Source organism: Amycolatopsis sp. NPDC051061, assembly GCF_040682935.1.
Lineage (GTDB): Bacteria > Actinomycetota > Actinomycetes > Mycobacteriales > Pseudonocardiaceae > Amycolatopsis.
In genome coordinates this window covers 1-23,330 of sequence record NZ_JBFBBZ010000077.1, presented here as the reverse complement: position 1 = coordinate 23,330, position 23,330 = coordinate 1, and the positions used below count along the sequence as shown (strand labels likewise).

The 23,330-nt window shown below is 71.9% G+C and carries 21 protein-coding genes and 1 pseudogene; 3 read left to right on the top strand and 19 right to left on the bottom strand.

Annotation, left to right across the window (positions count from 1 at the left end; all coding sequences use genetic code 11):
• Nucleotide 1 precedes the first annotated feature (1 nt).
• The 6 genes from AB0N03_RS48850 to AB0N03_RS48825 form a co-directional block, all read right to left on the bottom strand.
• Nucleotides 2–982, bottom strand: a complete 981-nt coding sequence (locus AB0N03_RS48850; protein WP_364387763.1) for a VWA domain-containing protein — start codon at nucleotides 980–982, stop codon at nucleotides 2–4.
• Nucleotides 979–1,923 (bottom strand): DUF58 domain-containing protein, encoded by a 945-nt coding sequence (locus AB0N03_RS48845; protein WP_364387761.1) that lies wholly within the window; start codon nucleotides 1,921–1,923, stop codon nucleotides 979–981. The genes AB0N03_RS48850 and AB0N03_RS48845 overlap by 4 nt, the downstream gene beginning before the upstream one ends.
• Nucleotides 1,924–1,929: 6 nt before the next feature.
• On the bottom strand, nucleotides 1,930–3,003 hold the full coding sequence (locus AB0N03_RS48840; protein ID WP_364387759.1) for an AAA family ATPase: 1,074 nt from the start codon (nucleotides 3,001–3,003) through the stop codon (nucleotides 1,930–1,932).
• 160 nt (nucleotides 3,004–3,163) lie between these two features.
• On the bottom strand, nucleotides 3,164–3,709 hold the full coding sequence (locus AB0N03_RS48835; protein ID WP_364387757.1) for an NTP transferase domain-containing protein: 546 nt from the start codon (nucleotides 3,707–3,709) through the stop codon (nucleotides 3,164–3,166).
• Nucleotides 3,710–3,857: 148 nt separating this feature from the next.
• Nucleotides 3,858–4,574: a methyltransferase domain-containing protein gene (locus tag AB0N03_RS48830; RefSeq protein WP_364387755.1), complete on the bottom strand. Its 717-nt coding sequence runs from the start codon at nucleotides 4,572–4,574 to the stop codon at nucleotides 3,858–3,860.
• A gap of 42 nt (nucleotides 4,575–4,616) precedes the next feature.
• Nucleotides 4,617–5,930 (bottom strand): NlpC/P60 family protein, encoded by a 1,314-nt coding sequence (locus AB0N03_RS48825; RefSeq protein WP_364387793.1) that lies wholly within the window; start codon nucleotides 5,928–5,930, stop codon nucleotides 4,617–4,619.
• 382 nt (nucleotides 5,931–6,312) lie between these two features.
• Between AB0N03_RS48825 and acnA the strand changes: the two genes are divergently transcribed.
• The gene (gene acnA / locus AB0N03_RS48820; RefSeq protein ID WP_364387753.1) at nucleotides 6,313–9,126 is read left to right on the top strand and encodes an aconitate hydratase AcnA; all 2,814 of its coding nucleotides are present in this window, start codon (nucleotides 6,313–6,315) and stop codon (nucleotides 9,124–9,126) included.
• Nucleotides 9,127–9,187: 61 nt separating this feature from the next.
• On the opposite strand, the gene AB0N03_RS48815 is transcribed toward acnA, so the two are convergent.
• The 3 genes from AB0N03_RS48815 to AB0N03_RS48805 all read right to left on the bottom strand — a co-directional run bounded on the left by AB0N03_RS48815 (nucleotide 9,188) and on the right by AB0N03_RS48805 (nucleotide 11,591).
• The gene (locus AB0N03_RS48815; RefSeq protein ID WP_364387751.1) at nucleotides 9,188–9,736 is read right to left on the bottom strand and encodes a hypothetical protein; all 549 of its coding nucleotides are present in this window, start codon (nucleotides 9,734–9,736) and stop codon (nucleotides 9,188–9,190) included.
• 90 nt (nucleotides 9,737–9,826) lie between these two features.
• Nucleotides 9,827–10,531, bottom strand: a complete 705-nt coding sequence (locus tag AB0N03_RS48810; protein WP_364387749.1) for an MgtC/SapB family protein — start codon at nucleotides 10,529–10,531, stop codon at nucleotides 9,827–9,829.
• 205 nt (nucleotides 10,532–10,736) lie between these two features.
• Complete coding sequence (locus AB0N03_RS48805) at nucleotides 10,737–11,591, bottom strand: alpha/beta hydrolase (protein WP_364387747.1); 855 nt, start codon at nucleotides 11,589–11,591, stop codon at nucleotides 10,737–10,739.
• A gap of 91 nt (nucleotides 11,592–11,682) precedes the next feature.
• Here AB0N03_RS48805 and AB0N03_RS48800 point away from each other — a divergent pair, with 91 nt between their 5' ends.
• Nucleotides 11,683–12,261 (top strand): TetR/AcrR family transcriptional regulator, encoded by a 579-nt coding sequence (locus AB0N03_RS48800; RefSeq protein ID WP_364387745.1) that lies wholly within the window; start codon nucleotides 11,683–11,685, stop codon nucleotides 12,259–12,261.
• Nucleotides 12,262–12,304: 43 nt separating this feature from the next.
• On the opposite strand, the gene AB0N03_RS48795 is transcribed toward AB0N03_RS48800, so the two are convergent.
• The 7 genes from AB0N03_RS48795 to AB0N03_RS48765 form a co-directional block, all read right to left on the bottom strand.
• Nucleotides 12,305–13,909: an alpha/beta hydrolase gene (locus tag AB0N03_RS48795; RefSeq protein ID WP_364387791.1), complete on the bottom strand. Its 1,605-nt coding sequence runs from the start codon at nucleotides 13,907–13,909 to the stop codon at nucleotides 12,305–12,307.
• A gap of 159 nt (nucleotides 13,910–14,068) precedes the next feature.
• A complete protein-coding gene (locus AB0N03_RS48790) occupies nucleotides 14,069–14,491 on the bottom strand; it encodes a nitroreductase family deazaflavin-dependent oxidoreductase (protein ID WP_364387789.1) in 423 nt (140 codons plus the stop codon).
• A gap of 46 nt (nucleotides 14,492–14,537) precedes the next feature.
• Nucleotides 14,538–15,515: an L-histidine N(alpha)-methyltransferase gene (egtD, locus tag AB0N03_RS48785; RefSeq protein WP_364387743.1), complete on the bottom strand. Its 978-nt coding sequence runs from the start codon at nucleotides 15,513–15,515 to the stop codon at nucleotides 14,538–14,540.
• A complete protein-coding gene (gene egtC, locus AB0N03_RS48780) occupies nucleotides 15,512–16,267 on the bottom strand; it encodes an ergothioneine biosynthesis protein EgtC (RefSeq protein ID WP_364387741.1) in 756 nt (251 codons plus the stop codon). The genes egtD and egtC overlap by 4 nt, the downstream gene beginning before the upstream one ends.
• Nucleotides 16,268–16,272: 5 nt before the next feature.
• Nucleotides 16,273–17,610, bottom strand: coding sequence for an ergothioneine biosynthesis protein EgtB (gene egtB / locus AB0N03_RS48775; RefSeq protein ID WP_364387739.1), 1,338 nt, complete (start codon nucleotides 17,608–17,610; stop codon nucleotides 16,273–16,275).
• On the bottom strand, nucleotides 17,607–18,878 hold the full coding sequence (locus AB0N03_RS48770; RefSeq protein ID WP_364387737.1) for a glutamate-cysteine ligase family protein: 1,272 nt from the start codon (nucleotides 18,876–18,878) through the stop codon (nucleotides 17,607–17,609). The genes egtB and AB0N03_RS48770 overlap by 4 nt, the downstream gene beginning before the upstream one ends.
• 120 nt (nucleotides 18,879–18,998) lie before the next feature.
• Nucleotides 18,999–19,925, bottom strand: a complete 927-nt coding sequence (locus AB0N03_RS48765) for a LysR substrate-binding domain-containing protein (RefSeq protein ID WP_364387735.1) — start codon at nucleotides 19,923–19,925, stop codon at nucleotides 18,999–19,001.
• A gap of 122 nt (nucleotides 19,926–20,047) precedes the next feature.
• On the opposite strand from AB0N03_RS48765, the gene AB0N03_RS48760 reads away from it, so the two are divergent.
• On the top strand, nucleotides 20,048–21,247 hold the full coding sequence (locus AB0N03_RS48760; RefSeq protein ID WP_364387733.1) for a Glu/Leu/Phe/Val dehydrogenase dimerization domain-containing protein: 1,200 nt from the start codon (nucleotides 20,048–20,050) through the stop codon (nucleotides 21,245–21,247).
• Nucleotides 21,248–21,314: 67 nt separating this feature from the next.
• Here the strand turns inward: AB0N03_RS48760 and pip are convergent, their stop codons facing one another.
• The 3 genes and pseudogenes from pip to AB0N03_RS48745 all read right to left on the bottom strand — a co-directional run.
• Nucleotides 21,315–22,256 carry a prolyl aminopeptidase gene (gene pip / locus AB0N03_RS48755; protein WP_364387731.1) on the bottom strand — a complete coding sequence of 314 codons (942 nt, stop codon included), beginning with the start codon at nucleotides 22,254–22,256 and terminating at the stop codon, nucleotides 21,315–21,317.
• An 89-nt stretch (nucleotides 22,257–22,345) separates the two neighbouring features.
• A complete protein-coding gene (locus AB0N03_RS48750; RefSeq protein ID WP_364387787.1) occupies nucleotides 22,346–23,074 on the bottom strand; it encodes an ESX secretion-associated protein EspG in 729 nt (242 codons plus the stop codon).
• A 25-nt stretch (nucleotides 23,075–23,099) separates the two neighbouring features.
• A pseudogene (locus AB0N03_RS48745) lies at nucleotides 23,100–23,330 on the bottom strand (hypothetical protein); the annotation flags it as partial.

The window sequence follows — 23,330 nt, the reverse complement described above, 5'->3', positions numbered from 1 at the left end:
GTCACGGGAGCCGCTGGCCGAAGAACAGGCTGGCCGCCGCGCCCATCATGAGGATCAGCGTCCCCACGACCACCCACGGCTTGCTCGCGTCGGCGTCCTTCAGCTCGTAGCCGATCTGCTCGCCGAGGTCCGCGTAGACCTTCTTCAGCTCCTCGGCGCTGGCCGCCTTGTAGAAGTCGCCGCCCGACAGGCGGGCGATCTCGCGCAGGGACTCGTCGTCCACGCTGACCGGCTGGGCCTTTCCGTCGATGTCGACCGAGCCGTGGGTCGTGCCGAACGAGATCGACGAGATCGGCACCCCGGCCTGTTTCGCCGCCTGCGCGGCCGTGTAGCCGCCGCGTGCCGCGTACAGGTCTTCGGGCACCGTTTGCTTGCCGTCGGACATCAGCACGACGCGGGCCGGCGGCGGTCCGTCGGCCCCGCCCACGACGCTGGAGAAGCTCTCCACCGACTGCAGCGCCGCGAAGATGCCTTCCCCGGTCGCCGTCGACTGGGCCAGCTTCAGGTTCTCGATCGCCTTGATCACGCCGTTGCGGTCGGTGGTCGGGTTGACCAGCACGGTCGCCGTGCCCGCGAACGAGATCAGGCCCAGGTTGATCCCCGGGGTCATGTTCTGCGCGAACTGCGTCGCCGCGTCCTGCGCCGCCTTCAGCCGCGTCGGCGCGACGTCCGTGGCCTCCATCGACAGCGAAACGTCGATCACCAGGATCACGGTCGCCCGGTTGCGCGGCACCTTCTGCTCGGCGGTCGGCCCGGCCAGCCCGACGGTGAGCAGCAGCAGCGAAAGCACGATCAGCACCGCCGACAGGTGCCGGACCCAGCCCTGGCTCTTGGGCGCGACCTTCTCCAGCAACGCCAGGTTCGCGAACCGCATCGTCCGCTTGCGCCGCGCGCGCTGCGCCAGGACGTACCCGACGGCGACCGCCGCGACGGCGATCAGCAGCAGGAACCACCACGGCGCGGTGAAGCCCGTCAAACTCACGCGACACCCCCGGACCAGCGGCGCTTGCGGGCCACGACGAACCGCACCATGTCGGCGATCCAGTCGGCGTCGGTGCGCAGCGTCAGGTGCGCCGCACCCGCACGCCGCAGGCCGGCCGCCACCGTCTGGCGGTGGGCGTGGGCCGCGGCCCCGAACTCCTTGCGCAGCAAGGCCGACGCATGCACTTCGCGCTGTTTCCCTGTCTCCGGGTCGGCCAGCACGACGGTGCCCACCTCGGGCAGGTCGACGTCGCGCGGGTCGAGGACTTCGATCGCGATCAGTTCGTGGCGCCCGCCCAGCGCCCGCAGCGGCCGTTCCCAGGACGTGTCGCCCAGGAAGTCGGAGATCACCACGGCCAGGCCACGGCGGCGCGGCGGCCGGCGCAGCGCCTCCAGCGCGTCGGCGAAGTCGCCGCGCGTGCCCTCGGCGGCCCGGGGTGTCTCGGCCAGCTTCCGCACCAGCCCGCGGGCGTGCGCGAGGCCGCCGCGGGCGGGGATGCGGGTCATGTCGGCGCCGGTGGAGATCAGCGCGCCGAGCCGGTTGCCGCCGCCCCCGGTCAGGTGGGCGACCGCCGCGACCGCGCAGACCACCAGGTCGCGTTTCTCGCACAGCGCCGTCCCGAAGTCGAGGCTCGCCGAGAGGTCGGCGACGACCCACGTCTCCAGCTCGCGGTCGGCCACGGTCTCGCGGATGTGCGGGGTCGTGGTGCGGGCGGTGACCGCCCAGTCCATCCGGCGGACGTCGTCGCCGGGCTGGTACGGGCGGGCCTCGCCGGGCTCGGACCCCGGCCCCGGCACCAGGCCGAGGTGGTTGCCCTGCAGCAGTCCGTCGAGCCGGCGGCGGACGTCGAGCTCCAACGTCCGGAGCCCGGCCTCCAGCCGATCGCCGCGCAGTACCGGCGGCGCCCACGAAGGGCGGGTGCCCTGCTCGTTCTTCGCCATCGCCGGTTACCTGACCGGCGCGCCCGCCGGGACCGGGCCGCCCTGGCCGGCCCCGCCCTGCGGCCGGGCCGAGACCTGCGGCAACGGCACGGTCTGCAGCACGCGGGTGATGATGTGCTCGATGGGCACGCCGTCGGCGAGCGCGTCGTAGGACAGCACGAGCCGGTGGCGCAGGACGTCCGGCACGACGTCGACGACGTCCTGCGGCAGCACGTAGTCGCGGCCGCGGACCAGGGCCAGCGCCCGGGCGGCGGCGATGATGCCGAGGCTCGCGCGCGGCGAGGCACCGTAGGACACCCAGCCGGCGACGTCGGCGAGGCCGTGCTCGTTCGGCGTCCGGGTGGTCAGCACGAGCCGCACGACGTAGTCGACGAGGGCGTGGTGCACGAACACCTGCGCCGCGACGCCCTGCAGCCGGACCAGCTCGCCCGGGCTGAGCACCTCGTGCGGGGTGGGCGGGGTGACGCCCATCCGGTAGATGATCTCGCGCTCCTCCTCGGCGGTGGGGTACTCGACGAGGATCTTGAACAGGAACCGGTCGCGCTGCGCCTCGGGCAGCGGGTAAACGCCCTCGTTCTCGATCGGGTTCTGCGTGGCCAGGACGAGGAACGGGTCGGGCATCGCGAACGTCTGCCCGCCGATCGACACGTGCCGCTCGGCCATCACCTCGAGCATCGCCGACTGCACCTTCGCCGGCGCGCGGTTGATCTCGTCGGCGAGCACGAAGTTCGCCACGACCGGACCGAGCTCGACGTCGAACCGCTCGGCACCCTGGCGGTAGATCCGGGTGCCGAGGATGTCCGCGGGCACCAGGTCGGGGGTGAACTGGACGCGGGAGAACGAGCCGCCGACGACCCGGGCGAACGTCTCCACCGCGAGGGTCTTCGCGACGCCGGGCACGCCTTCGAGCAGCAGGTGGCCCTTGGCCAGGAGGCCGACCAGCATCCGCTCGACCAGGCGGTCCTGGCCGACGATGATCCGCTTGACCTCGAACACGGTCCGCTCCAGCAACTGGGCGTCCCGGGCCGGCGTACCGGCCTGCTGGCCGTTCCCGCCCTCGGCGTAGCCGGGCTCGGTCACTCTGCCTCCTCGAAAGTTCGTGCGCCGCCCCCGCGACGGTGATCACGCGGTGCGACCGTACTGCGTCCCCCGGCCGTTCGTCTCATCCGGCACGCGGACGCACGCGTTGGCCCCTGAGTAGCCAACACCTCCCCCGGTGTGACATCTGTGAAGCAGCCGCTCAGCGGTGGCGCTCGAGGTCCTCGGGGGTGTCGATGTCGTCCGCTTCGCCCAGTTCGGCCGGCACGTCGGTGATGCGCAGGCCGGCCAGGGTGCGCCGCAGCGCCGCGTTTTCCACCTGCTCCGGCAGCGCCGCCTTCAGCGCGGCGACCCGCCAGGCGCCGAGCAGCCACTGCCGGGCCCCGGTGGCATCGACGAGGACGGCGCCGTCGCCGTCGCCGATCGCCGCGACCAGGCGGTCCACAGTGGACCGGCGGACGCCCGGGAGGTCGGCGGCCAGCACCGCGACCGCGCCGACGTCGTCCGGGACGAACGCGAGCCCCGCGGCCAGCGCCGCCACGGGCCCGGTGCCCGGCACCGGTTCCCGCGTCCACACGACGTCGAAGCCGGGCCGTCGCGGGCCGACGGCGATCACCCGCTCCGCGCCTTCCAGGGCGTGGATCGCGCGGGCGAGCAAGGGTTGCCCGCCCACCGACAGGGCCGGCTTGTCCACACCGGACAGTCTGCGGGCCGAACCCCCGGCCACCACGATCCCCGCGTACCGCATCCGGGGAGGCTAGCCGCCCGGCACGAGGGAGGTGAAGCCCGCCCGGCACCGCGGCACGGTCACCTTCCACCGGGGCAAGGCCAGCAACGCGCCCGTGCTCACGACGAGCTTCCGGCGCACGAGGGATCGGCGGAGAACGCCTCTGCCCTCAGCGGCCCAGCACGAGGTAGGCGAAGCCCAGCACGCCCCGGTAGTCGCGGAGGTACTGGCGCTGCCGCTCGTCGAGCCACTCCCGCACCCGCGCGGCCCGCGGGTCGGCCGGGTGCGCCAGCAGCCACTCCTGCCAGCCCGCGCGGGACGTCGACTCGAAGTCGTCCCATTCGAGCTGATCGGCCGTGCTGAGGTGCAGCACCCGCCAGCCGGTCGCGTCGGCGGCGTCGAGCAGCTCGGGCAGCGGCAGCACGTCCGGGCCGAAGGTCTCGCGCGCCGCGGGGTTCGGCGCCGACGCCCAGTAGCCGTCGCCGTAGAGCAGGCGCCCGGACGGCACCACCCGGGCGAGCCGCTCCAAAGCGGACTTCGCCGAGCCGAAGGCGTGTGAGGCGCCGATGCAGATCGCCCGCTCGACCGGGCCGTCCCAGGTCGCGGCGTCGCCCTCGACGAACCCGGCCCGCGCCGCCAGCCCGCGGTCACGGGCGGCCGCGCGCCCCCGATCCAGGACCGTCGCGTCGGTGTCGACGCCGGTACCGCGCAGGTCCGGCGTCCGGCCGACCGCCCGCAGCAGCAGCTCACCCCAGCCGCAGCCGAGGTCGGCCAGGTGCCCCGCCTCCAGGGCCAGCCGGTCGAGCAGCAACTCGGCGTGGGTCTCGGACAGGGGCGCGTTCCAGCGCATCCGTGAGCGCCGCAGCACGTTCAGTTCGTCGTCCACGCGGCCGATCCTGGCGGTCGGCCGCGCCCGCGTCGAGCGATTTCAGCCGATCAGGCGGGTCGCGTACGGCATGATCCCGCCGTAGCGCACCGGCGCGACCCGGACCCGCAGGCCGGACTGCGGCGCCTCGACCATCTGCCCGCCGCCGAGGTAGAGCGCGACGTGGTGGATGCCGCCCGCGCCGCCCCAGAACAGCATGTCGCCGCGGCGCATCTGCGACAGTGGCACGCGCCGCCCCGCCGTGTACTGGTAGCCGCTGTAGTGCGGCAAGCCCCGGACCCCGGCGAACGCGTAGATCATCAAGCCGGAGCAGTCGAAGCCGATCTTGTTGTAGTCGCCGTAGCGGTCGGCGACGCCGCCGTCGCGGATGCCGCGGGTCGGGCCGCTCCCGTTGCCGCCGCCCCAGGCGTAGGGCAGGCCGATCTTCGACAGCGCGCGGGCGATGACCGCCTCGATCGACGAGCCGGCCGGGCCCGCCGCCGGCCTGCTCGCCGGGCGGCCGCCCCCGCCGCCGGACGAGCCGAGCGCGGCCTGACGAGCGCGTTCGTCGTCCTCGCGCTGCTTCTGGGCGAGCCAGTCCTGGTAGCGCTGCCGCTGCCCCTGCAGGCCGCTGACCTTGGACTGGGCGGTGTAGAGCTGCTGCTCGACGTCGGACTTGTTCTTTTCGAGCTGGGTGTTCTGCGACGCCTGGCTGTCCTGGGCGTGGATGGCCGAGGACTGCGCGGAGTCCGCGCTGGTCTTCGCCTGGCGGGCGGCGTCCTGCTTCTGCTGGGCGATCTCGGCGGCCTTGCGGGCCGCGGAGTCCTTGTTCGCCTTCTCGGTCTGCGCCTGCTGGAGCCGGTCGAGGGCGTTGAGCCGGTCGCCGCCGACGGCGTCGAGCAGCTGCGCGCGGGCCAGCATGTCCTTGGGGCTGTCGGCGCTCAGGTACGCCGAGAGCGAGCCGACCGTGCTGCCCTGCTGGAAGCTCGCGGCGGCGAAGGTCTTCAGGTCGTCGCGGGCCTTCTCGATGGCCGCGGCCGCCGCGTCCGCCTCGGTCCGCGCGGCCTTCGCGTCGTTCTCCGCCTGCGCGGCGGCGTCCTGCGCCGACTGCAGGTCGACCAGGGCCTTGTTGGCCTCTTCCTGCTTGAGCTCGACGTCGTCCTGCAGCTGGGACAGCTTCTGCTCGGCCTGGGCCAGCTGGTTGGTCAGCCGGCCGACCTCACCGGCCTTCGCGGTGGCCTCGTTCTTGCTGTTGTTCAGGTCCGAGTCGCTCGGGTTGGGCGGCGGCGGGGGCGCGGCGAGGCCCGTGCCGCCGGCGCCGAACAAGATCACCAGGGCGAGCGTGCTCACGGTCAGTCCACGGCGCGCGCCCGGCACCTTCCAGCCCTTGCGCCGTTCCGGCACGACCGCCACCTCCGCTCACCTGCGCACATCGCGCGTCACTGCAGTCACACCACTATCACAAGCATCACCGGAAACTTACACACCGTAGGCACCGATTCCCCTTATTGAGGGACCCCCAGCGCGGATGGCGCAGCCCACACCGCGTGTCGTCTTGAACCCCAAACAGGACGCGCGTACTGTTTGAACCACCGCGAGGTGTGCCATCCCGAATCCGGTCCTACGGTGGGGGTGCGCAAGACTCGCGTCCGCCCCGCGCGGACTCCGCACGACCCTGAGCACGACACCCGAACTGACCGAACTGACCCGGGACTCGACCGCCGCACCGGCGCGGAAGTCCATGCCACTGGAGTTAGACGTGACCGCACCTGCCAGCAAGGACAGCTTCGGCGCCAAAGACACGCTGAAGGTCGGCGACACCTCGTACGAGGTGTTCCGCCTGAACAAGGTCGAGGGCGCCGAGCGCCTGCCGTACAGCCTCAAGATCCTGCTCGAGAACCTGCTGCGCACCGAGGACGGCGCGAACATCACCGCCGACCACATCCGCGCGCTGAGCTCGTGGGACCCGAAGGCCGACCCGTCGATCGAAATCCAGTTCACGCCGGCCCGCGTGATCATGCAGGACTTCACCGGTGTCCCCTGCGTCGTCGACCTCGCCACCATGCGCGAGGCCGTCACCGACCTCGGCGGCGACCCCGACAAGGTCAACCCGCTCGCCCCGGCCGAGCTGGTCATCGACCACTCGGTGATCATCGACGTCTTCGGCCGCCCCGACGCCTTCGAGCGCAACGTCGAGATCGAGTACGAGCGCAACCGCGAGCGCTACCAGTTCCTGCGCTGGGGCCAGGGCGCCTTCGACGAGTTCAAGGTCGTCCCGCCGGGCACCGGCATCGTGCACCAGGTCAACATCGAGCACCTCGCGCGCACGGTGATGGCCCGCAACGGGCAGGCCTACCCCGACTCCTGCGTCGGCACCGACTCGCACACCACCATGGTCAACGGCCTGGGCGTGCTGGGCTGGGGCGTCGGCGGCATCGAGGCCGAGGCCGCCATGCTGGGCCAGCCGGTGTCGATGCTCATCCCGCGCGTCGTCGGCTTCAGGCTGACCGGCGAGATCCCGGCCGGCGTCACCGCCACCGACGTCGTCCTCACGATCACCGAGATGCTGCGCCGCCACGGCGTGGTCGGTAAGTTCGTCGAGTTCTACGGCGAGAGCGTGTCCGCGGTGCCGCTGGCCAACCGCGCCACCATCGGCAACATGAGCCCGGAGTTCGGCTCCACCGCGGCGATCTTCCCGATCGACGAGGAGACCGTCCGCTACCTCAAGCTGACCGGCCGCTCGGCCGAGCAGGTCGCGCTCGTCGAGGCTTACGCCAAGGAACAGGGCCTCTGGCACGACTCGTCGCACGAGGCGGTTTACTCCGAGTACCTCGAGCTGGACCTCTCGACGGTCGTCCCGTCGATCGCCGGCCCGAAGCGCCCGCAGGACCGCATCGAGCTGACCGACGCGAAGTCGTCGTTCCGCAAGTCGGTGCACGACTACGTGGACGGCGAAGACACCACCCCGCACACCAAGATGGACGAGGCCTCGGAGGAGTCCTTCCCGGCCAGCGACGCGCCGTCGCTGTCGTTCGCCGAGGACGACGCCGCGCCGGTGATCGTGTCCGCCGCGAACGGCGCCAACGGCCGTCCGAGCAAGCCGGTCAAGGTCAGCACCGCCGACCGCGGCGAGTTCGTCCTCGACCACGGCGCCGTGGTGATCGCCTCGATCACCTCCTGCACCAACACCTCGAACCCGTCGGTCATGCTCGGCGCCGCGCTGCTCGCGCGCAACGCCGTGGACAAGGGCCTCGCGGTCAAGCCGTGGGTCAAGACGTCGATGGCGCCGGGCTCGCAGGTCGTCACCGACTACTACACCAAGGCCAACCTGTGGCCGTACCTGGAGAAGCTGGGCTACCACCTGGTCGGCTACGGCTGCACCACGTGCATCGGCAACTCGGGCCCGCTCTCGGACGAGATCTCCGCGGCGATCCAGGAGAACGACCTCACCGCGGTCTCGGTGCTCTCGGGAAACCGGAACTTCGAAGGCCGGATCAACCCCGACGTGAAGATGAACTACCTCGCGTCGCCGCCGCTGGTCATCGCCTACGCGCTGGCCGGCACGATGGACTTCGACTTCGCGAACCAGCCGCTGGGCCAGGACCCGGGCGGCACCGACGTCTTCCTCAAGGACATCTGGCCGACGGCGCAGGAGATCCAGGAGACCATCGACTACGCGATCACGCAGGAGATGTTCACCAAGGACTACGCCGACGTCTTCGACGGCGGCGAGCGCTGGAAGGCGCTGCCCACCCCGGAGGGCAAGACCTTCGAGTGGGACGCCGAGTCCACCTACGTCCGGAAGCCCCCGTACTTCGAGGGCATGACGCCGGAGCCGGCGGCGGTCACCGACATCACCGGCGCGCGCGTGCTGGCGAAGCTGGGCGACTCGGTCACCACCGACCACATCTCCCCCGCCGGCGCCATCAAGCCGGGCACCCCGGCCGCGCAGTACCTCACCGAGCACGGCGTGGAGAAGAAGGACTTCAACTCCTACGGCTCGCGGCGCGGCAACCACGAGGTGATGATCCGCGGCACGTTCGCGAACATCCGGCTGCGCAACCAGCTCCTGGACGACGTGCAGGGCGGCTACACCCGCGACTTCACCCAGGACGACGCCCCGCAGGCGTTCATCTACGACGCGGCGCAGAACTACGCGTCGGCCGGGACGCCGCTGGTCGTGCTGGGCGGCAAGGAGTACGGCTCCGGCTCGTCGCGCGACTGGGCGGCCAAGGGCACCTCGCTGCTGGGCGTGCGCGCGGTGATCACCGAGTCGTTCGAGCGCATCCACCGGTCGAACCTGATCGGCATGGGCGTCATCCCGCTGCAGTTCCCGGCCGGCGAGTCGGCGGAGTCGCTGGGCCTGGACGGCACCGAGACGTTCGACATCTCGGGCATCACGGCGCTCAACGACGGCGACACCCCGCGCACGGTGCACGTCACGGCCACCAAGAAGGACGGAGCCACCGTGGAGTTCGAGGCGGACGTCCGCATCGACACCCCGGGTGAGGCGGACTACTACCGCAACGGCGGCATCCTGCAGTACGTGCTGCGGAAGATGACGCGCGCGTAAGGGAAGTTCCCCGAAAGGGCCGTCCGGAGTTCGCTCCGGACGGCCCTTTCGGTTTTCGCGATCACGGCCAGCAGGTCAGCACGAAGTCGTCGAGCCGCACCCACTCACCATCGAACCCGCGACCGCTGTCCATGAGCAGGTAGCGCACGTAGATCGATTGGTACCCCGACAGGTCGAAAGCCAGCGAGATCGTTTGGTAGCCGGGATAAGCGAGGTAACGCTCGCCGGTGGCGACAAAGCCGTTCGCCGAGTTGCGGACCTCGATCGAGATCTCCTGGCTCCGGTTGTTCAGCGGGTTGACCTGGACTTCGGCGTTGCAGTGACTGATCCCGCCGTTGCCCAGGTACGCCCAGGTGCCCATCGCGGCCGCCGCACTCGAGCTATAGCCGGAGTGCAGCCAGCCGTTGCCGCGGCCGCTGCGCTGCGTGCCGTTGTCGTAGTCGAAGCCGCCTTGCCCGCTGCCGAGCGTCTCGATGTGCCACAACGCGCCCGGGTTCGACTCGAACCCGTCCGCGAGCTGGCCGAAGCGCGCCTCGGCGATCCCGGTGCCGGCGAGCAGCAGGGTCAGCGCGCCGCCCAGTGCCGCCAGTGTCCGTCCGATTCTCGTCATGTTCTCCCCTTTCCGGACATCCAGCACACCGTCTGGGCCCGGCGGGGGCGATGTCCGATGGGGCGCATCACCGGACGTGCTCGGGTGCGGCTAGGCGGGCACGGCTTCCCAGCGCACGCTGGACACCGACGGCTCCAGCGAAAGCCGGGACACCGCCGCTTCCATCTGCGCGTCGTCGCGCTGGTCGCCGACCAGCTCCGCGCGCACCTCCACCGTGCGGTCTTCCCGGTCCGTGCTCAGCACCGACAGCAGCCGGAAGTCCGTGCGGTTCAACGACTGCACGAGCAACGCCCGTACGTGTGCCTCGGTCGCGTCGCGGGTCACCGCCTGGAACGCGTACCTCATCGGCGTCTCGTCGCCCGCGTCCGGACGGCGGTCGACGACCCGGCCCAGCGGTCGCAGCAGCACGTTCACCCCGACGACGACGGCGGTGCCGAACGCGGCGATCGCGTACAGCCCGGACCCGGCCAGCGACCCGACCGCGGCGGAGCACCACAGCGTCGCCGCCGTGTTGAGGCCGCGGACGTTGAGGCCGTCGCGCAGGATGACGCCGGCGCCGAGGAACCCGATGCCCGAGACGATCTGCGCCGCCACCCGGGTCGGGTCGGCGTCGCCGCTCGTGCTCAGGCCGCCGAACCCGTGGGCGGACAGCAGCACGAACAGCGTCGCGCCGACCGCGACCAGTGCGTTGGTGCGCAGCCCGGCCATCCGGGCGCGGAACTGGCGCTCGAACCCGATGACGGCGCCCAGGCCGACGCCGGTGCCGACGCGCAGCAGCATTTCGAAGATGGTCATGATCCGGCTCTTTTCCGGCGTGCGCGCACTGCCGGACAGGAGGAGACCGGACGAGCTCAGCCCACCCGGAAGCCTCCGGTGAGCCCACGCCCGATCGTCCGATGACTGTCCGCTGGCATGTGCCGCTCACCTCGCTTCCGTTGCTCGTGGTTGATCAACTCCGACCACTGTAGCGCGAGGTACGCACCCCGCGCTGTGACGATCGCTACGCCCAGTGCCGGCGCAGGTGCGGGACGAGGTCTTCGGGCCGCTCGTCGGCGAAGAAGAGCTTCGCACCGGGCACCTCGACGACCTCGGTGACGCCCGGGACCGCGTCCCGGAACCGGTACGCCCACTCGACGCCGAAGTTCGGGTCGCCGGTACCCCACACCAGGAGCGTCGGGACGCGGAACTCCTTGAGCAGCGGCTCGATCGCGGCCAGCTCCTCGCCACGGACCGACGTCAGCAGGCGCTCGAACTGCCGGGCCGCGTCGAGGGTCCCGAACACCGGGCGGGCGAACGCGTCCAGGACCTCGTCCGGCACCTCCTCAGGCCGCTCGTAACCGCCGCCGAGCGCACCGGCGCGCGCCCGCTGCGGGTCCGCGGCGAGCCGGACCGCCAGCGGTGCGAGCTGCCCGCGTTCGGCCAGCTCGACGACCGGGCGGAACGCCTCGGGCGGCAGGTTGCCCTGGGTGTCGCAGTTGGTCAGCGTGAGCGTGCGGAGCCGATCGGCGTGGTGCACGGCGAAGACCTGGGCGACCGCGCCGCCGGTGTCGTTGGCGACGACGTCGAGTTCGCCGAGTTCCAGCGACGCGCAGAAGTCTTCGAGCAGGCGCGCCAGCCCGTTCAGGCTCAGGTCCTGGTCGGGCGTCACGGGCGAGGCGCCGTGGCCCGGCAGGTCGGGCGCGACGCACCGCCGCTCCCCCGCCAGCTCGGTCATCACCTTGCGCCACAACAGGTTGTTCGTTCCGGCGCCGTGCACGAAGAGCGCGACCGGCCCCTCGCCGACGTCGACGTAGCTCATGTCGCCCGACGCCGTCGACACGCGCCCGCGCTGGTCCTCCCACGTTCGCAGATTCATGGACTAAGGTCCCTCCAGAAGTAAACCGACTGACGGTCTAGTATGAACAGACCGACAGTCGGTTTGTCAACGACGGAGGCTGCCGACCCGCATGAACAAGAAGATCGACCGCGGCCAGGCGACCCGCGAGCACCTCGTCGCGGTCGCCACCGGCCTGTTCACCGAACACGGCTACGACGGCACCTCGATCGAGGCCGTCCTGCGGGCCGCCGAGGTCAGCCGGGGCGCGCTCTACCACCACTTCCCCGGCAAGGACGCGCTGTTCGCCGCGGTACTGGACACCGTCTATGACCGGGTCGAAGCCGACGGCGCGAAGGCCGTCGAGGGCATGACCGATCCGGCGGAGGCGCTGCGCGCCGCCTGCCTGACGTGGATCCGCAGCGCCGCGGACCCCGTGGTGCGGCAGGTGATGCTCATCGACGCGCCCGCCGTGCTCGGCTGGCAGCGCTGGCGCGAAGGCGACGAAGCGCGCACGCTCGGCAAGCTCAAGGTCGCCCTGCGGCTCGCGGGGCGGCTCGCCCCGGTGCGCGTCGACTACTTCGCGCACGTACTCCTGGCCGGGCTGAACGAGATCGCGATGCTGGTCGCCCGCGCGGACGATCGGGCGAGCGCCGCGGTGGAGGCCGAGGCGGCCGCCGGGGACCTGCTCGACCGGTTGCTGCGGGCGTGAAAACGGGCCGGGCGACAGCGTCACCCGGCCCGTTTTCCTTGCTCTACGCGGTTTCGAACGGCTGGACGTTCGGCTGGAACACCTGTCCGTTCGCCGGCACCTTGAGGTCGGTCAGGTAGTCCGCCACGGCCTTGTCGACGCCGAGGGCGTCGCCGAGGATGCAGTGGCCGAACGCGTCGACCGACAGCAGCCGGGAGTTGCCGAGCTCGGCCGCCATCCGCTGCGCGAACTTGTACTGCGTCGCCGGGTCGTAGTAGTTGCCGACCACGACCACCGGGACGTCGGTCTTCGCCCGCCACGGACCGCGGTAGACGTCCGGCTTCTTCGCCGGCCACACCGGGCAGCCCGCCGTGTCGGCGAACGCCTGGTACCGGCCGAAGGTGCGCGACTCGCGCTCCCACTTCGCGGCGATGTCCGGCACCTGCTCCTGCTTGATCTTGAACGGCTTGTCGGAGCAGTTGACGGCGAAGTACGAGTCGTCACTGGTGTAAGGGCTGTCCGGGTTCTGGTCGGCCAGGCCCTGCTTGCCGCCGGTGAGCACCTTCAGCTGCTTGGCTTGCAGCGTCTGCGCCTGCGCGCCCGCCGGGTGGAGGACGTCGTAGAGCGCCTGCAGGTCCTCGGCCAGGCCGGGGAACGCCGACGGCGAGTACAGGACGCTTGAGACCCCACCGGTGAACGAGTTGATGTCCACCGTGCCGCCACCGGGGATGGTGATCGGCTGCCGGCGCAGGTACTCGCGCAGTTCGTCGAACTTCGCCCGCGGGGTGCCGTCGCTGAACGCGCACTTCGTGCCGGCCTGGTCGCAGCGCTTGAGGAACCCGTCGAGCGAGATTTCGAAGCCCTGCGCGCGTTCCCGGTCGTACTGCACGCCGTCGCTGGTGCGCAGCGCCGGGTCGACGTTGCCGTCGATGACGATCGCGCGGGACTGCTTGGGGAACATCGACGTGTAGGTCGAGCCGATCAGCGTCCCGTAGGAGAAGCCGACGAAGGTCAGCTTCCGGTCGCCGACCGCCGCGCGCAGTGTGTCGAGGTCGCGCACGACGTCCTTGGTGGACATGTGGTTCAGCAGCGAGCCGGCGTTGTTCTTGCAGAACTTGCCGTAGTCGCGGTAACTGGCGAGGGTGCCGGAGATCTCGGCGCGGCTCAGCGGCACCGGGATCTGGGCGCCGAAGACCTCGTCGGCGTCCTCCTGGGTCGTGAAGCAGCGCAACGGGTTGCTCTGGCCGACGCCGCGCGGGTCGAACCCGACGAGGTCGAACCGGTCGAGCACCTGCGGCTGGAAGTAGTACTGGCCGCTGATCGGCATCCGCAGGCCCGAGCCGCCGGGGCCACCGGGGTTGAGAAACAGCGAGCCGACGCGCGCGTCCGGCGTGCGGGCGGCCCGCTTCAGGAGGGCGATGTCGATGGTGCCCAGCGAGGTGTTGTCGTGGTCGATCGGCACGCGGTAGCGCGCGCAGCTGTAGAACTTCACCTGGTCCGCCGGCACGCCGGCGAGGGTGTCGCTCGAGCAGGTGCCCCAGTCGACGGCGGCGGTCGCGCCGACGACAGCGGGCTTGGCGACGGTGTCCTCGGCCGCCGCGGCGATACCGGCCGTCCCGGCCAGTCCCACGCCGGCCACGAGCGCCCCCACCAGTGCGAACGACCGCACCCGGCCCTGTGTGGATCTCGGCAAGACATCTCCTCCCTAGGTCACGCACATCCCTTGAATGTGCACAGCGCCGCGCGATCAAGACATCACGGCGCGTTACCCGGGAGAGACTGGCACAAATCGGTGAATCCCGTCACCGGCCAAAAGGATGGTGGGAAGCTACCCCGCCGAACGGTCCAGGAGGAAAACGGGCAACGGCCGGCCCGCCTCCTTCTGCTCCATCGCGTACCCCGGCCAGAACTCCAGCAGCTCCCGCCACACGGCGTCGTACTCCTCGCCGTGCAGCTCCCGTGCGACGACGTCGGCCGGCTTCCCGGCGAGCGCCACCCGGCACTTCGGGTTCGCGCGCAGGTTGAGCGCCCACGCCGGGTCGTTCGGGCGGCCCCAGTTGGACGCCGTCAGCACGAGGTCGTCGCCGTGCGGGAAGTAGAGCAGGTTCGTACTCCGCGGAAGCCCGCTCTTGCGGCCGGTCGTCGTGAGGCGGAGCGACGGCAGCCCGGCGAGCGCCACGAGGCTCACCCGGCCGCCGAACGCCCGGTGCAGTTTCTTGTCCGCCCACACGACGAACCCGGCCGTGCGCATCAGCCACGGCTTCGTGCCGACGGCCCGGGCGAGCGCCCGGAGAGGATTAGCCACGCACCGATCTTGCCAGGCTCACCCCGAACCGCTGCTGGGAGTCGGTCCACCAGCGGTCGAGCGCGAACCCGGCCGCGGCCAGCTCGGCTTCGACTCCCGCGGGCCGGAACTTCGCCGAGATCTCCGTCCGGAGGTGCTCCCCCTCGGCGAAGGCCACCGTCAGCTCCGCGCCGGGGATGTCGACCGACAGCGAGCGCCGGGCCCGCAGCCGCATCTCGATCCACTCGTTCTCCGCGTCCCAGTGCGACACGTGCTCGAACTCGTCGACGTCGAAGTTCGCGCCCAGCCGGGAGTTGATCACCCGCAGCACGTTCTTGTCGAACTCGCCCGTCACGCCGGCCGCGTCGTCGTAGGCGCGCTCGAGGATGCCGGGATCCTTGACCAGGTCGGTGCCGAGCAGCAGCCACTCCCCCTCGTCGAGCACTTCCCGCACCGACCGCAGGAACACCGCGCGCTCGGCGGGCAGGAAGTTGCCGATCGTGCCGCCGAGGAAGGCCACCAGCCGCGGCTGGCCGCCGGGCAGCAGGGCGAGGTGCTGGGTGAAGTCGCCGACGACCCCGCGGACGGCCAGGCCCGGGTAATCCTTCGAGATCGCCTCGGCGGCTTCGGCGAGCGCGGACTCGGAGACGTCGAGCGGCACGAACGCTTCCAGGGTCCCGTGCCCGGTGAGCGCGTCGAGCAGCAGCCGGGTCTTCTCGCTCGACCCGGACCCGAGCTCGACGAGCGTGTGCGCATCGGACAGCTGCGCGACGTCCCCGGCGTGCGCGGCCAGCACCTCGCGCTCGCTGCGGGTCGGGTAGTACTCCGGCAGCTGGGTGATCTTCTCGAACAGCTCGCTGCCTTCGGCGTCGTAGAACCACTTGGGCGGCAGCCACTTCTGCTCCGCGGTGAGCCCGGCGATGACGTCCGCGCGCAGTTCCGCGGTGACGGCGTCGCCGGATCGGTGGTGGTCGAGATCGACTTCGGTCATGAGAGCTCCTGGGTCAGGGGAAGCAGGTCGACGCCGGCCGCGGTGGCGCGCACGGCGTGGTGATCGGGGACGGGTTTCCAGCGCGGATCGCCGTCGAGGGGTTCGGACGCCAGCAGTACGCCGGCCGGGGTCTCCAGCACGGACAGCGCGTGCGTCCAGGCGGTGCCGATGAGGGTTTCGCCGTCGGTGAGCAGGAAGTTGAGCCGGGAACCGGGCGCGGCCGCCTCGACGGCGGCGCTCAGCCCGGCCACCGCCGTCAGCGGGTCCTCCCCCGCCGCCAGCCGGGCCCGCAGCAGGGCCCACAGCACGGCCGAGTCGGTCGGCGCCTCCAGGGTCAGCAGTTCGGTGACGGGCACGGTCTTGGCCAGTTCGGCCAGCGAATCCGGCCAGCCGCGGACGACGCCGTTGTGGCTGAACAGCCGGCGCCCGGCGGTGAACGGCGCCGCGGCCGCTTCGGTCACCGGCATGCCGGTGGTGCCGTTGCGGACCGCGGCGACGAACGCGCCCGAGGTCACCGACGCGGCCAGCGGCGGCAGCGTCTCGTCCGTCCACAGTGGAGTCGACCGCCGGTGGCGCAGCGGCGGCGAGCCCGGGCCGGGGTACCACCCCAGCCCGAACCCGTCGGCGTTGACCGTGCCGCCGCCGCGCATGTCCGCCGGCGCGTAGGACTGCACCAGCAACGAATGCGGCGCGCGAAAGACCGCCCCGGCGGGCGAAAGCGGCTCGCCGAAGTAGGCGAGGTGCCTGCACATGACGCCTAGCCCACCTCGCCGGGTGCCGCGTCGCGGGCGGTGCGGAAGCCGGCGAAGATCTGCCGCCGGATCGGAAGGTCCCAGTTGCGGAACGTGCCCCGGATGGCCGCCGAGTCGGTGCCGAACGAGCCGCCGCGCAGCACCTTGTGCCCCGGCCCGAAGAACACCTCCGAGTACTCCCGGTACGGGAACGCGGCGAAGCCCGGGTAGCCGTGGAAGTCGGTGCTCGTCCACTCCCAGACGTCCCCGATCAGCTGGTGCACACCGATCGGCGACGCGCCGGCCGGGTACGCCCCCGCCGGCGCCGGGCGCAGGTGCCGCTGGCCGAGGTTGGCGTGCTCGGCCGACGGTTCCTCGTCACCCCACGGGAACCGGCGCGAGCGGCCGGTCGCCGGGTCGTACCGGGCGGCTTTCTCCCACTCCGCCTCGGTCGGCAGCCGCCGCCCGGCCCAGGCCGCGTATGCCTCGGCTTCGTAAAAGGAGACGTGCACAACCGGCTCGTCGGCCGTGATGCGTTCGTAGACCCCGAACCGGGTGCGCCACCAGCCGTCCTGCTCCCGCTTCCAGAAGCGCGGCGCGGTGATGCGGTTTTCGGTCCGGTAGGCCCAGCCGGCCGGGCTCCACCGCCGCTCGTCGTCGTAGCCGCCGCGGTCGAGGAACTCGGCGTAGGCCCCGGACGTCACCGGGGTCGTGTCCAGCCAGAACGCCTCGACGGCGGTCTCGTGCGCCGGGCGCTCGTTGTCCAGCGCCCACGGCTCGGCCGACGTGCCCATCGTGAACGCCCCGGCCGGGACGAGCACCTCGGCCGGGAGGGTGCCCGACCGCGCGCGCGGCGGCTCCGGCGCGTGCAGTACCGGGTCGCCCTGGCGCAGCTGGTGGGTGGCCAGCATGGTCTCGTCGTGCTGCTGCTCGTGCTGGGTGATCATGCCGAACGCGAACGCCTGCTCGGTCAGCCCGCTGCCCTGCAGCGGAACGCGTTCCAGCACGTCGAACGCCTTTTCGCGGACCTGCTTGACGTACGCGCGCGCCTCGGCCGGGCCGAGCAGCGGCAGCTCCGGCCGGTCGGCGCGGGCGTGCTGGAACGCGTCGTAGATGTCGTCGATGTCCGGCCGCAGCGGCTCGCGGCCGCCGACGTCGCGGACCAGCCACAGCTCTTCCTGGACGCCGATGTGCGCCAGGTCCCAGACCAGCGGCGACATCAGCTTGGAGTGCTGGCGGATCAGGTCTTCGTCGTCCACGGCGTCGGTCAACGCCACGCTGCGCGCCCGCGCCCGGGTCAGTGCTTCGGCCGCGCGGGCGCGCAGGTCCTGCGCGCTCAGGTCGCCCAATGCTTCCGTGCTCATGCTTCGCTCCTCGATCGGTACGCGCGCCCCTGCACGCTCTCGCTGATCTCGGTGATCGACTCCTCCGCCAGCCCCGTCGCGCCCAGCTCGGCGCAGCCGAGGTCGGCCAGCGCCGCCGCGGCGGCCGCGAGGTCCCGGTTCGCCAAGCCGCGCCGCGCCGCCGTGGTCCAGCGGTCCGCGACCGGTGCGCAGAGGTCGCGCACCTTGTCCACGGTGGACGGACGGGCGAGCAGCGCGGCGACCAAGGCCACCGGCGGCAGCCACTCGCCGGGCGGCTGCGCGTCGAGGTACCGGATCTCCAGGTACCCCTGCGGGCGGACCGGGGTGAACATCGTGGTCAGGTGGTAGTCGAGGTCCGCCACCGTCGGTTTCGGCAGCAGGGCGGCCGCGCCTCTGCCGTCGATCCAGTCGGCGAACGTCAGCCCCTCCGGCGCGTCCCACGGCCGGTCGCCGCGCGGCAGCACCATCAGGGGGACGTCCATCAGGCGCACGGCCCACTCTCCCGCGGGGTCGTCGCCCGCCACGCGGGCCGTGCGGGAGCGGGCCGCTTCCGTATCGTGCACCGCCAGCCACCGGGCGGAAGCGTGCCCGGTGTCGCGGCCGGCGTGGACGCGGGAGTTGGCGAAGAGGGCGAGCAGCGGCGGGCCCATCGCGTGGGCCGCCGCCCACCGGGCCGCGTAGTGCTCGGGCTCCCCGGCGTCGACGCAGACCTGCAGGCCGGCGGTGCCGGCCATCATGGTGATCCCCCCTCGGCCGATCTGCGCGAACCGGCGTTCCATCGCCGCGTAACGCGGCGTGTGCAGGAGCCGGCGTGGCGGCCGGTGGGCGTCGATGCCCGTTTCGCCCAGCACGAGGCCGTGCCGGGCGAGGCGGTCACGCAGGTGGTGGAGGTCGGCCGAGACGACTGCGTCGAGTTCGTGCAGCGTGGCCTGGGGAAGAGCGGAGATTTCGACCTGGCACCCGGGCTCGAGGCTCACGGGTGAGCCTGCCGGGAGCGGCGAGGCGGGGCTGTCGGGGCGGAGTGTCCGCGGGGTGTGCGGACCCAGCGCCGTGGCGAGGAGGTCGGGATCGAGGGGTCTTGCCGGATCGTCGGCGTGGTGCACGGTGAACTCCAGCTCGACGCCGGTCAGGCGAGGTGGCCCGTGCTTGAAGCACACCGATGCCACATACGCCTCCCCGGCCGCGCGGTCCGCCAGGACCCGCGCGGTACGGTTCGACGCACTACCCGACTTTTCGGGAAACTCGTGCACCGTAGACGCTTCTGTCATGTCCGTCCTTGTTCCGTGTGGTGGAACTTCTTGACTTCGGACGCTACACGCGGGGTACGACAAAATCAGGCCGGATCTTGCGCTGCGGGACCGGTTCACCACTCCGTAAGAAGTCCCGGATCAGGGCAAAGCGGACTCGGTGCCCAGACCCAGCTCGGCCGCCGAGGCCCGGACGGCGTCGATCACCAGGTGCAACGCCGGCCGCCGGAACGCGGTGCGCCGGTAGGCGATCGACACCGTCCGCAGCAGCGGCGTGGTGAGCGCGACGACGTCGATCCCGGGCGGCCGCAGCAGCCGCAGGCCGAGGTCCGAGACCAGGGTGACGCCGAGCCCGGCGCCGACCATCGCCATCGCCGTGGACTGTTCTTCGACCTCGTGGTTGATCTTCGGCGTGAAGCCGTGCCGGCGGCACGCCGTGCGCATCGCCCGGCCGAAGTGCGACTTCGGGCTGGCCAGGATCCACGGGTGCTCGGCGAGCTCGTCCAGGGACGCCGACCCCGACGGAACGGCGCCTCGCGGCACCGCGGCGTGCAGCCGCTCCACGGCCACGACGGCGCGTTCCAGGCCGCTGTCCCACGTCGTCGGCGCGTCGGAGTAGTCGATCACGAACGACAGGTCGAGCGTGCCGTCGCGGACGGCCTCGGCGGTGTCCTCCGGCGCCAGCTCGCGGGTGCGCACCTGGATGCCGGGGTGTTCGCCGGCCAGGGCGGTCAGCGCGGTCGGGAGCAGGCCGGACGCCACCGACGCCCAGACGCCGGCGACCAGCCGGACCGTGCGGGACTCCTGGGCCTCCTCCAGGGCGAGCGTCGCGCGCTCGACCGAGCCGAGGATCTCTTCCGCGTGCTCCGTCAGCAGGTTGCCCAGCTCGGTCAGCTGGACGCGCCGGCCGAGCCGTTCGAACAGCTTCGCGCCGACGTCGCGCTCGAGCTGCGCGAGCTGCTGCGATACCGCTGAAGCGGTGTAGTGCAGCGAAGCGGCGGCCGCTGTCACAGTGCCCCGGCGGTGCAGCTCGCGAAGCATCCGCAAGCGGTGCAACGAAAGCTCCATGAACCAAACCTAAACGAGATCGTGCAGGTTCGTTAAATGGACGGGCGGGCCACCGGGAGCGCACGCTCGGGAGAGGCGGTCGCCGGACCGCCCCGGACTTTCCCTGGAGGTGAGTGGCCCTGATGATCCCGCGCAACGCCGAGCCGCTGATGCGACTGACGTGGACCGATCCCATCACCGGCGCGAACGGCTACCTGGTCGTGCACAGCCTGGTCTCCGGCGTCGCCACCGGCGGCACCCGGATGCGGGCGGGCTGCACGATGAGCGAGGTCGAGGACCTCGCCCGGGGCATGGCCAACAAGACCGCGACCTTCAACCTGCCGGTCGGCGGGGCGAAGGGCGGCATCGACTTCGACCCGAAGGACCCGCGGGCGTTCGACGTCCTCAAGCGGTTCTGCGCGTTCCTGCGGCCGTGGCTGGACGCGCACTGGGTGACCGCCGAGGACCTCGGCGTCCCGCAGCACCTGATCGACGAGGTGTTCGACGAGCTCGGCCTCGAGCAGTCGTACCACGCGGCGATCGCCCGTTCGGCCGATCCGGCGCGGACCCTGCGCCGGGTGCAGGCGGGCCTCAACGCGCCGGTGCCCGGCGGGCTCCTGCTCGGCGACGTCGTCGGCGGCTACGGCGTGGCGCAGGCGTGCCTCGGCGTCGCGGCGGCGTGGGACTGGGACGTGCGCGAGACGACCGTGGCGATCCAGGGCATCGGCACGATGGGCGGCGGCGCGGCCTGGTACCTGCACGAAGCCGGCCTGAAGGTGGTCGCGGTGGCCGACGCCGCGGGCACGCTCTACGACCCGGTCGGGCTCGACGTCCCGGCGCTGCTGGAGCTGCGCGACCGCTTCGGCGAGGTGGACCGGTCCCGGCTGCCCGCCGGGGTGCGTTCGCTGCCGCGCGAGACGGTCGTCGGCATCGACGCGGACATCTTCGTGCCGGCCGCGATCTCCTACGCGCTGCGGACGGACAACGAGAACCTCGTCAAGGCGGCGGTGGTCGTCGAGGCCGCCAACGCGGCGACGACGCCGGAAGCGGAAGCCGCGCTTTCGGCACGAGGGGTCGCGGTCGTGCCGGATTTCGTCGCCAACGCGGGCGCGGCGGCGTGGGCGTGGTGGCTGCTGCTGGGCGAGGTCGGCGCGGACCCGGCCGACTCGTTCCTGCGGTTGCGCACGGAAATGCAGGCCAAGGTCGCGCTCCTGCTGGCCGAGTGGACCATGGACCGGCTGCCGCTGCGCATCACCGGGCTGAAGCTGGCCGAGACCACCCGCGCTCGGCGGGCCGAGGCGGCGCTCGCCCCCGAAGGTGAGCCGGCGCTGCTCATCCCGTGAGCGGCCCTGCCGTAGCTGGTCGTGAGTGAGAAACAGTGTTAGAACATTGTTTCTCACTCACGACCAGCTAGCGGGCGAAGCGGTCGGTCGCGCCGACCAGGACGTCCTGCATCGGGGCGTTCTGGGTGCTGTGGCCGACGTTGTCGAGCATGACCAGCTCGCTGCCCGGCCAGGCGTGGTGCAGCAGCCAAGGCGTGCCGACAAGGTTGCTCGTGTCGAGCACGCCTTGGGCCAGCACGGCGGGGATCCCGGCGAGCTTGCCGAGGTTGCGCAGGATTTCGCCGTCGGGCAGGAAGGCCCGGTTGCTGAAGTAGTGCGTGACCAGCCGGGCGAAGCAGAGCCGGTAGGCCGGGTCCTCGAAGACGTCGTGCGGCGGGACGCCGGGCAGCATGGCGTCTTCCCAGGCACACCAGTCTTTCGCGGCTCGGTGGTGCACGGCGGGGTCCGGGTCCAGCAGCAACCGGTGGTAGGCGGCGGACAGGTCGCCGTCGCGCTCGTTCTCGGGCACGCCCTCGCGGAACTCGGCGAAGCCCTCCGGGAAATACGCGCCCAAGCCGCGGATGAGCATTTCGATCTCGATGAAGCGATCGGTCGCCAGGCCCATCAGGACCATCTCGCTGACCCGGTCGGTGTGCCGCAAGGCGTAGGTCAGGCTCAGCACGCACCCCCAGGAACCGCCGAACAGCAGCCACTTCTCGATGCCGAGCCGCGTCCGGAGGAGTTCGAAGTCCGCGACGAGGTGGTCGGTGGTGTTGGCGGACAGGTCGGGGACCGGGGCGCCGGCGTGCGGGGTGCTGCGGCCGCAGCCGCGCTGGTCGACGAGCACGACCCGGTAGCGCGCCGGGTCGAAGTAGCGGCGCAGGTTCGTCGAGCAGCCGGAGCCGGGGCCGCCGTGCACGACGAGCGCCGGTTTCCCGTCCGGGTTCCCGCAGGTCTCCCAGTAGATCTCGTGCCCGTGGCCGACGTCGAGCAGGCCGTGTTCGTACGGTTCGATCTCGGGGTAGAGCATCAGCGCGTCCTTCCACCGGAATACAACAGCGCTGTCACGTTAGCGCCGGAAGCCTCGCGGCGCGCGGGCTTTTCGGCTCGCGCGACCGCTCAGACGAGGGCGACCGCCAGCTCCATCAGCGTGTCGGCGAGTTCGCGCGGGCCGGCCGGACCGATGTGGATGACGGCGTCATCGCCCGCGCCGGAGGTGTAGCTGAGGTAGCGGCCCCAGTCCGTGTCGGCGTAGTGCAGGGGCTGTCGCAGGCAGGTGTGGCGCCCGACGTCGTCCCGGCGGCCGACGTAGAGCTCCCCGCTGCCCGAGACCGGGCGTTGCACGAGGCTGACGACGTCGGCGACCGCCGGGTCGAGCGGGTAGGCGTCCTGACCACGGCGGGCCGCCTCGGTCAGGTCCGCCACCCGGACGGTGCGCGGGCGGCCGCCGCCCGGGCCGATCGGCGGCAGCTGCTCGACGAGCGACTCGGCGAGCCGGTTCCGGTCGATCTCCTGGACGCCGACCGACGTCCCGTCGGAGACCGCCAGGATCGCCTGGAGGCCCTTCGCGGCGGCGAGCACGCCGTAGGTCCGGCCTTCGACGCCGACCCAGCCGTAGCACTCCCGCGCCGGGTTCACCAGCAGCGGGAGCCAGTCGAGGAAGTCGACGGTGGCGCGGCCGCGCGCGTCGACGAGCCCGGCCTCGGCCAGCGCGGCGTCGACCCGCTTGCCGGCCTCGTCGCGCTCCTCGTCCGAGAGCCACAGCGGCTCCGGGCGCAGGGTGCTGTGCAGCTGACCGACCTGCTCGCGCTCGGCCAGAGCGGCCAGAGCCTCGACCGGAACGTCCACCCGGTCTGTTGCCACGTCCACCCGCCTACTCGCCGATGACCGGCGGACTGGTCCGCTGGTCGGTCCCGAAGATCGCGTCCGGGTCCGCTTCGATCAGGTAGTCCGGCCGCTGGTGCTCATCATCTTCCTCACCCTCGCCCCGGCGCCCACCGGCGCCCATCGGTCCCGCCTGCCCGGACCGCCCGCCGGCCGACCGCGCGGCGGCGGCCTCCGCGGCGGCCGCGGTTCCGGCATGGGCAGCCTCGGCAACGCGGCC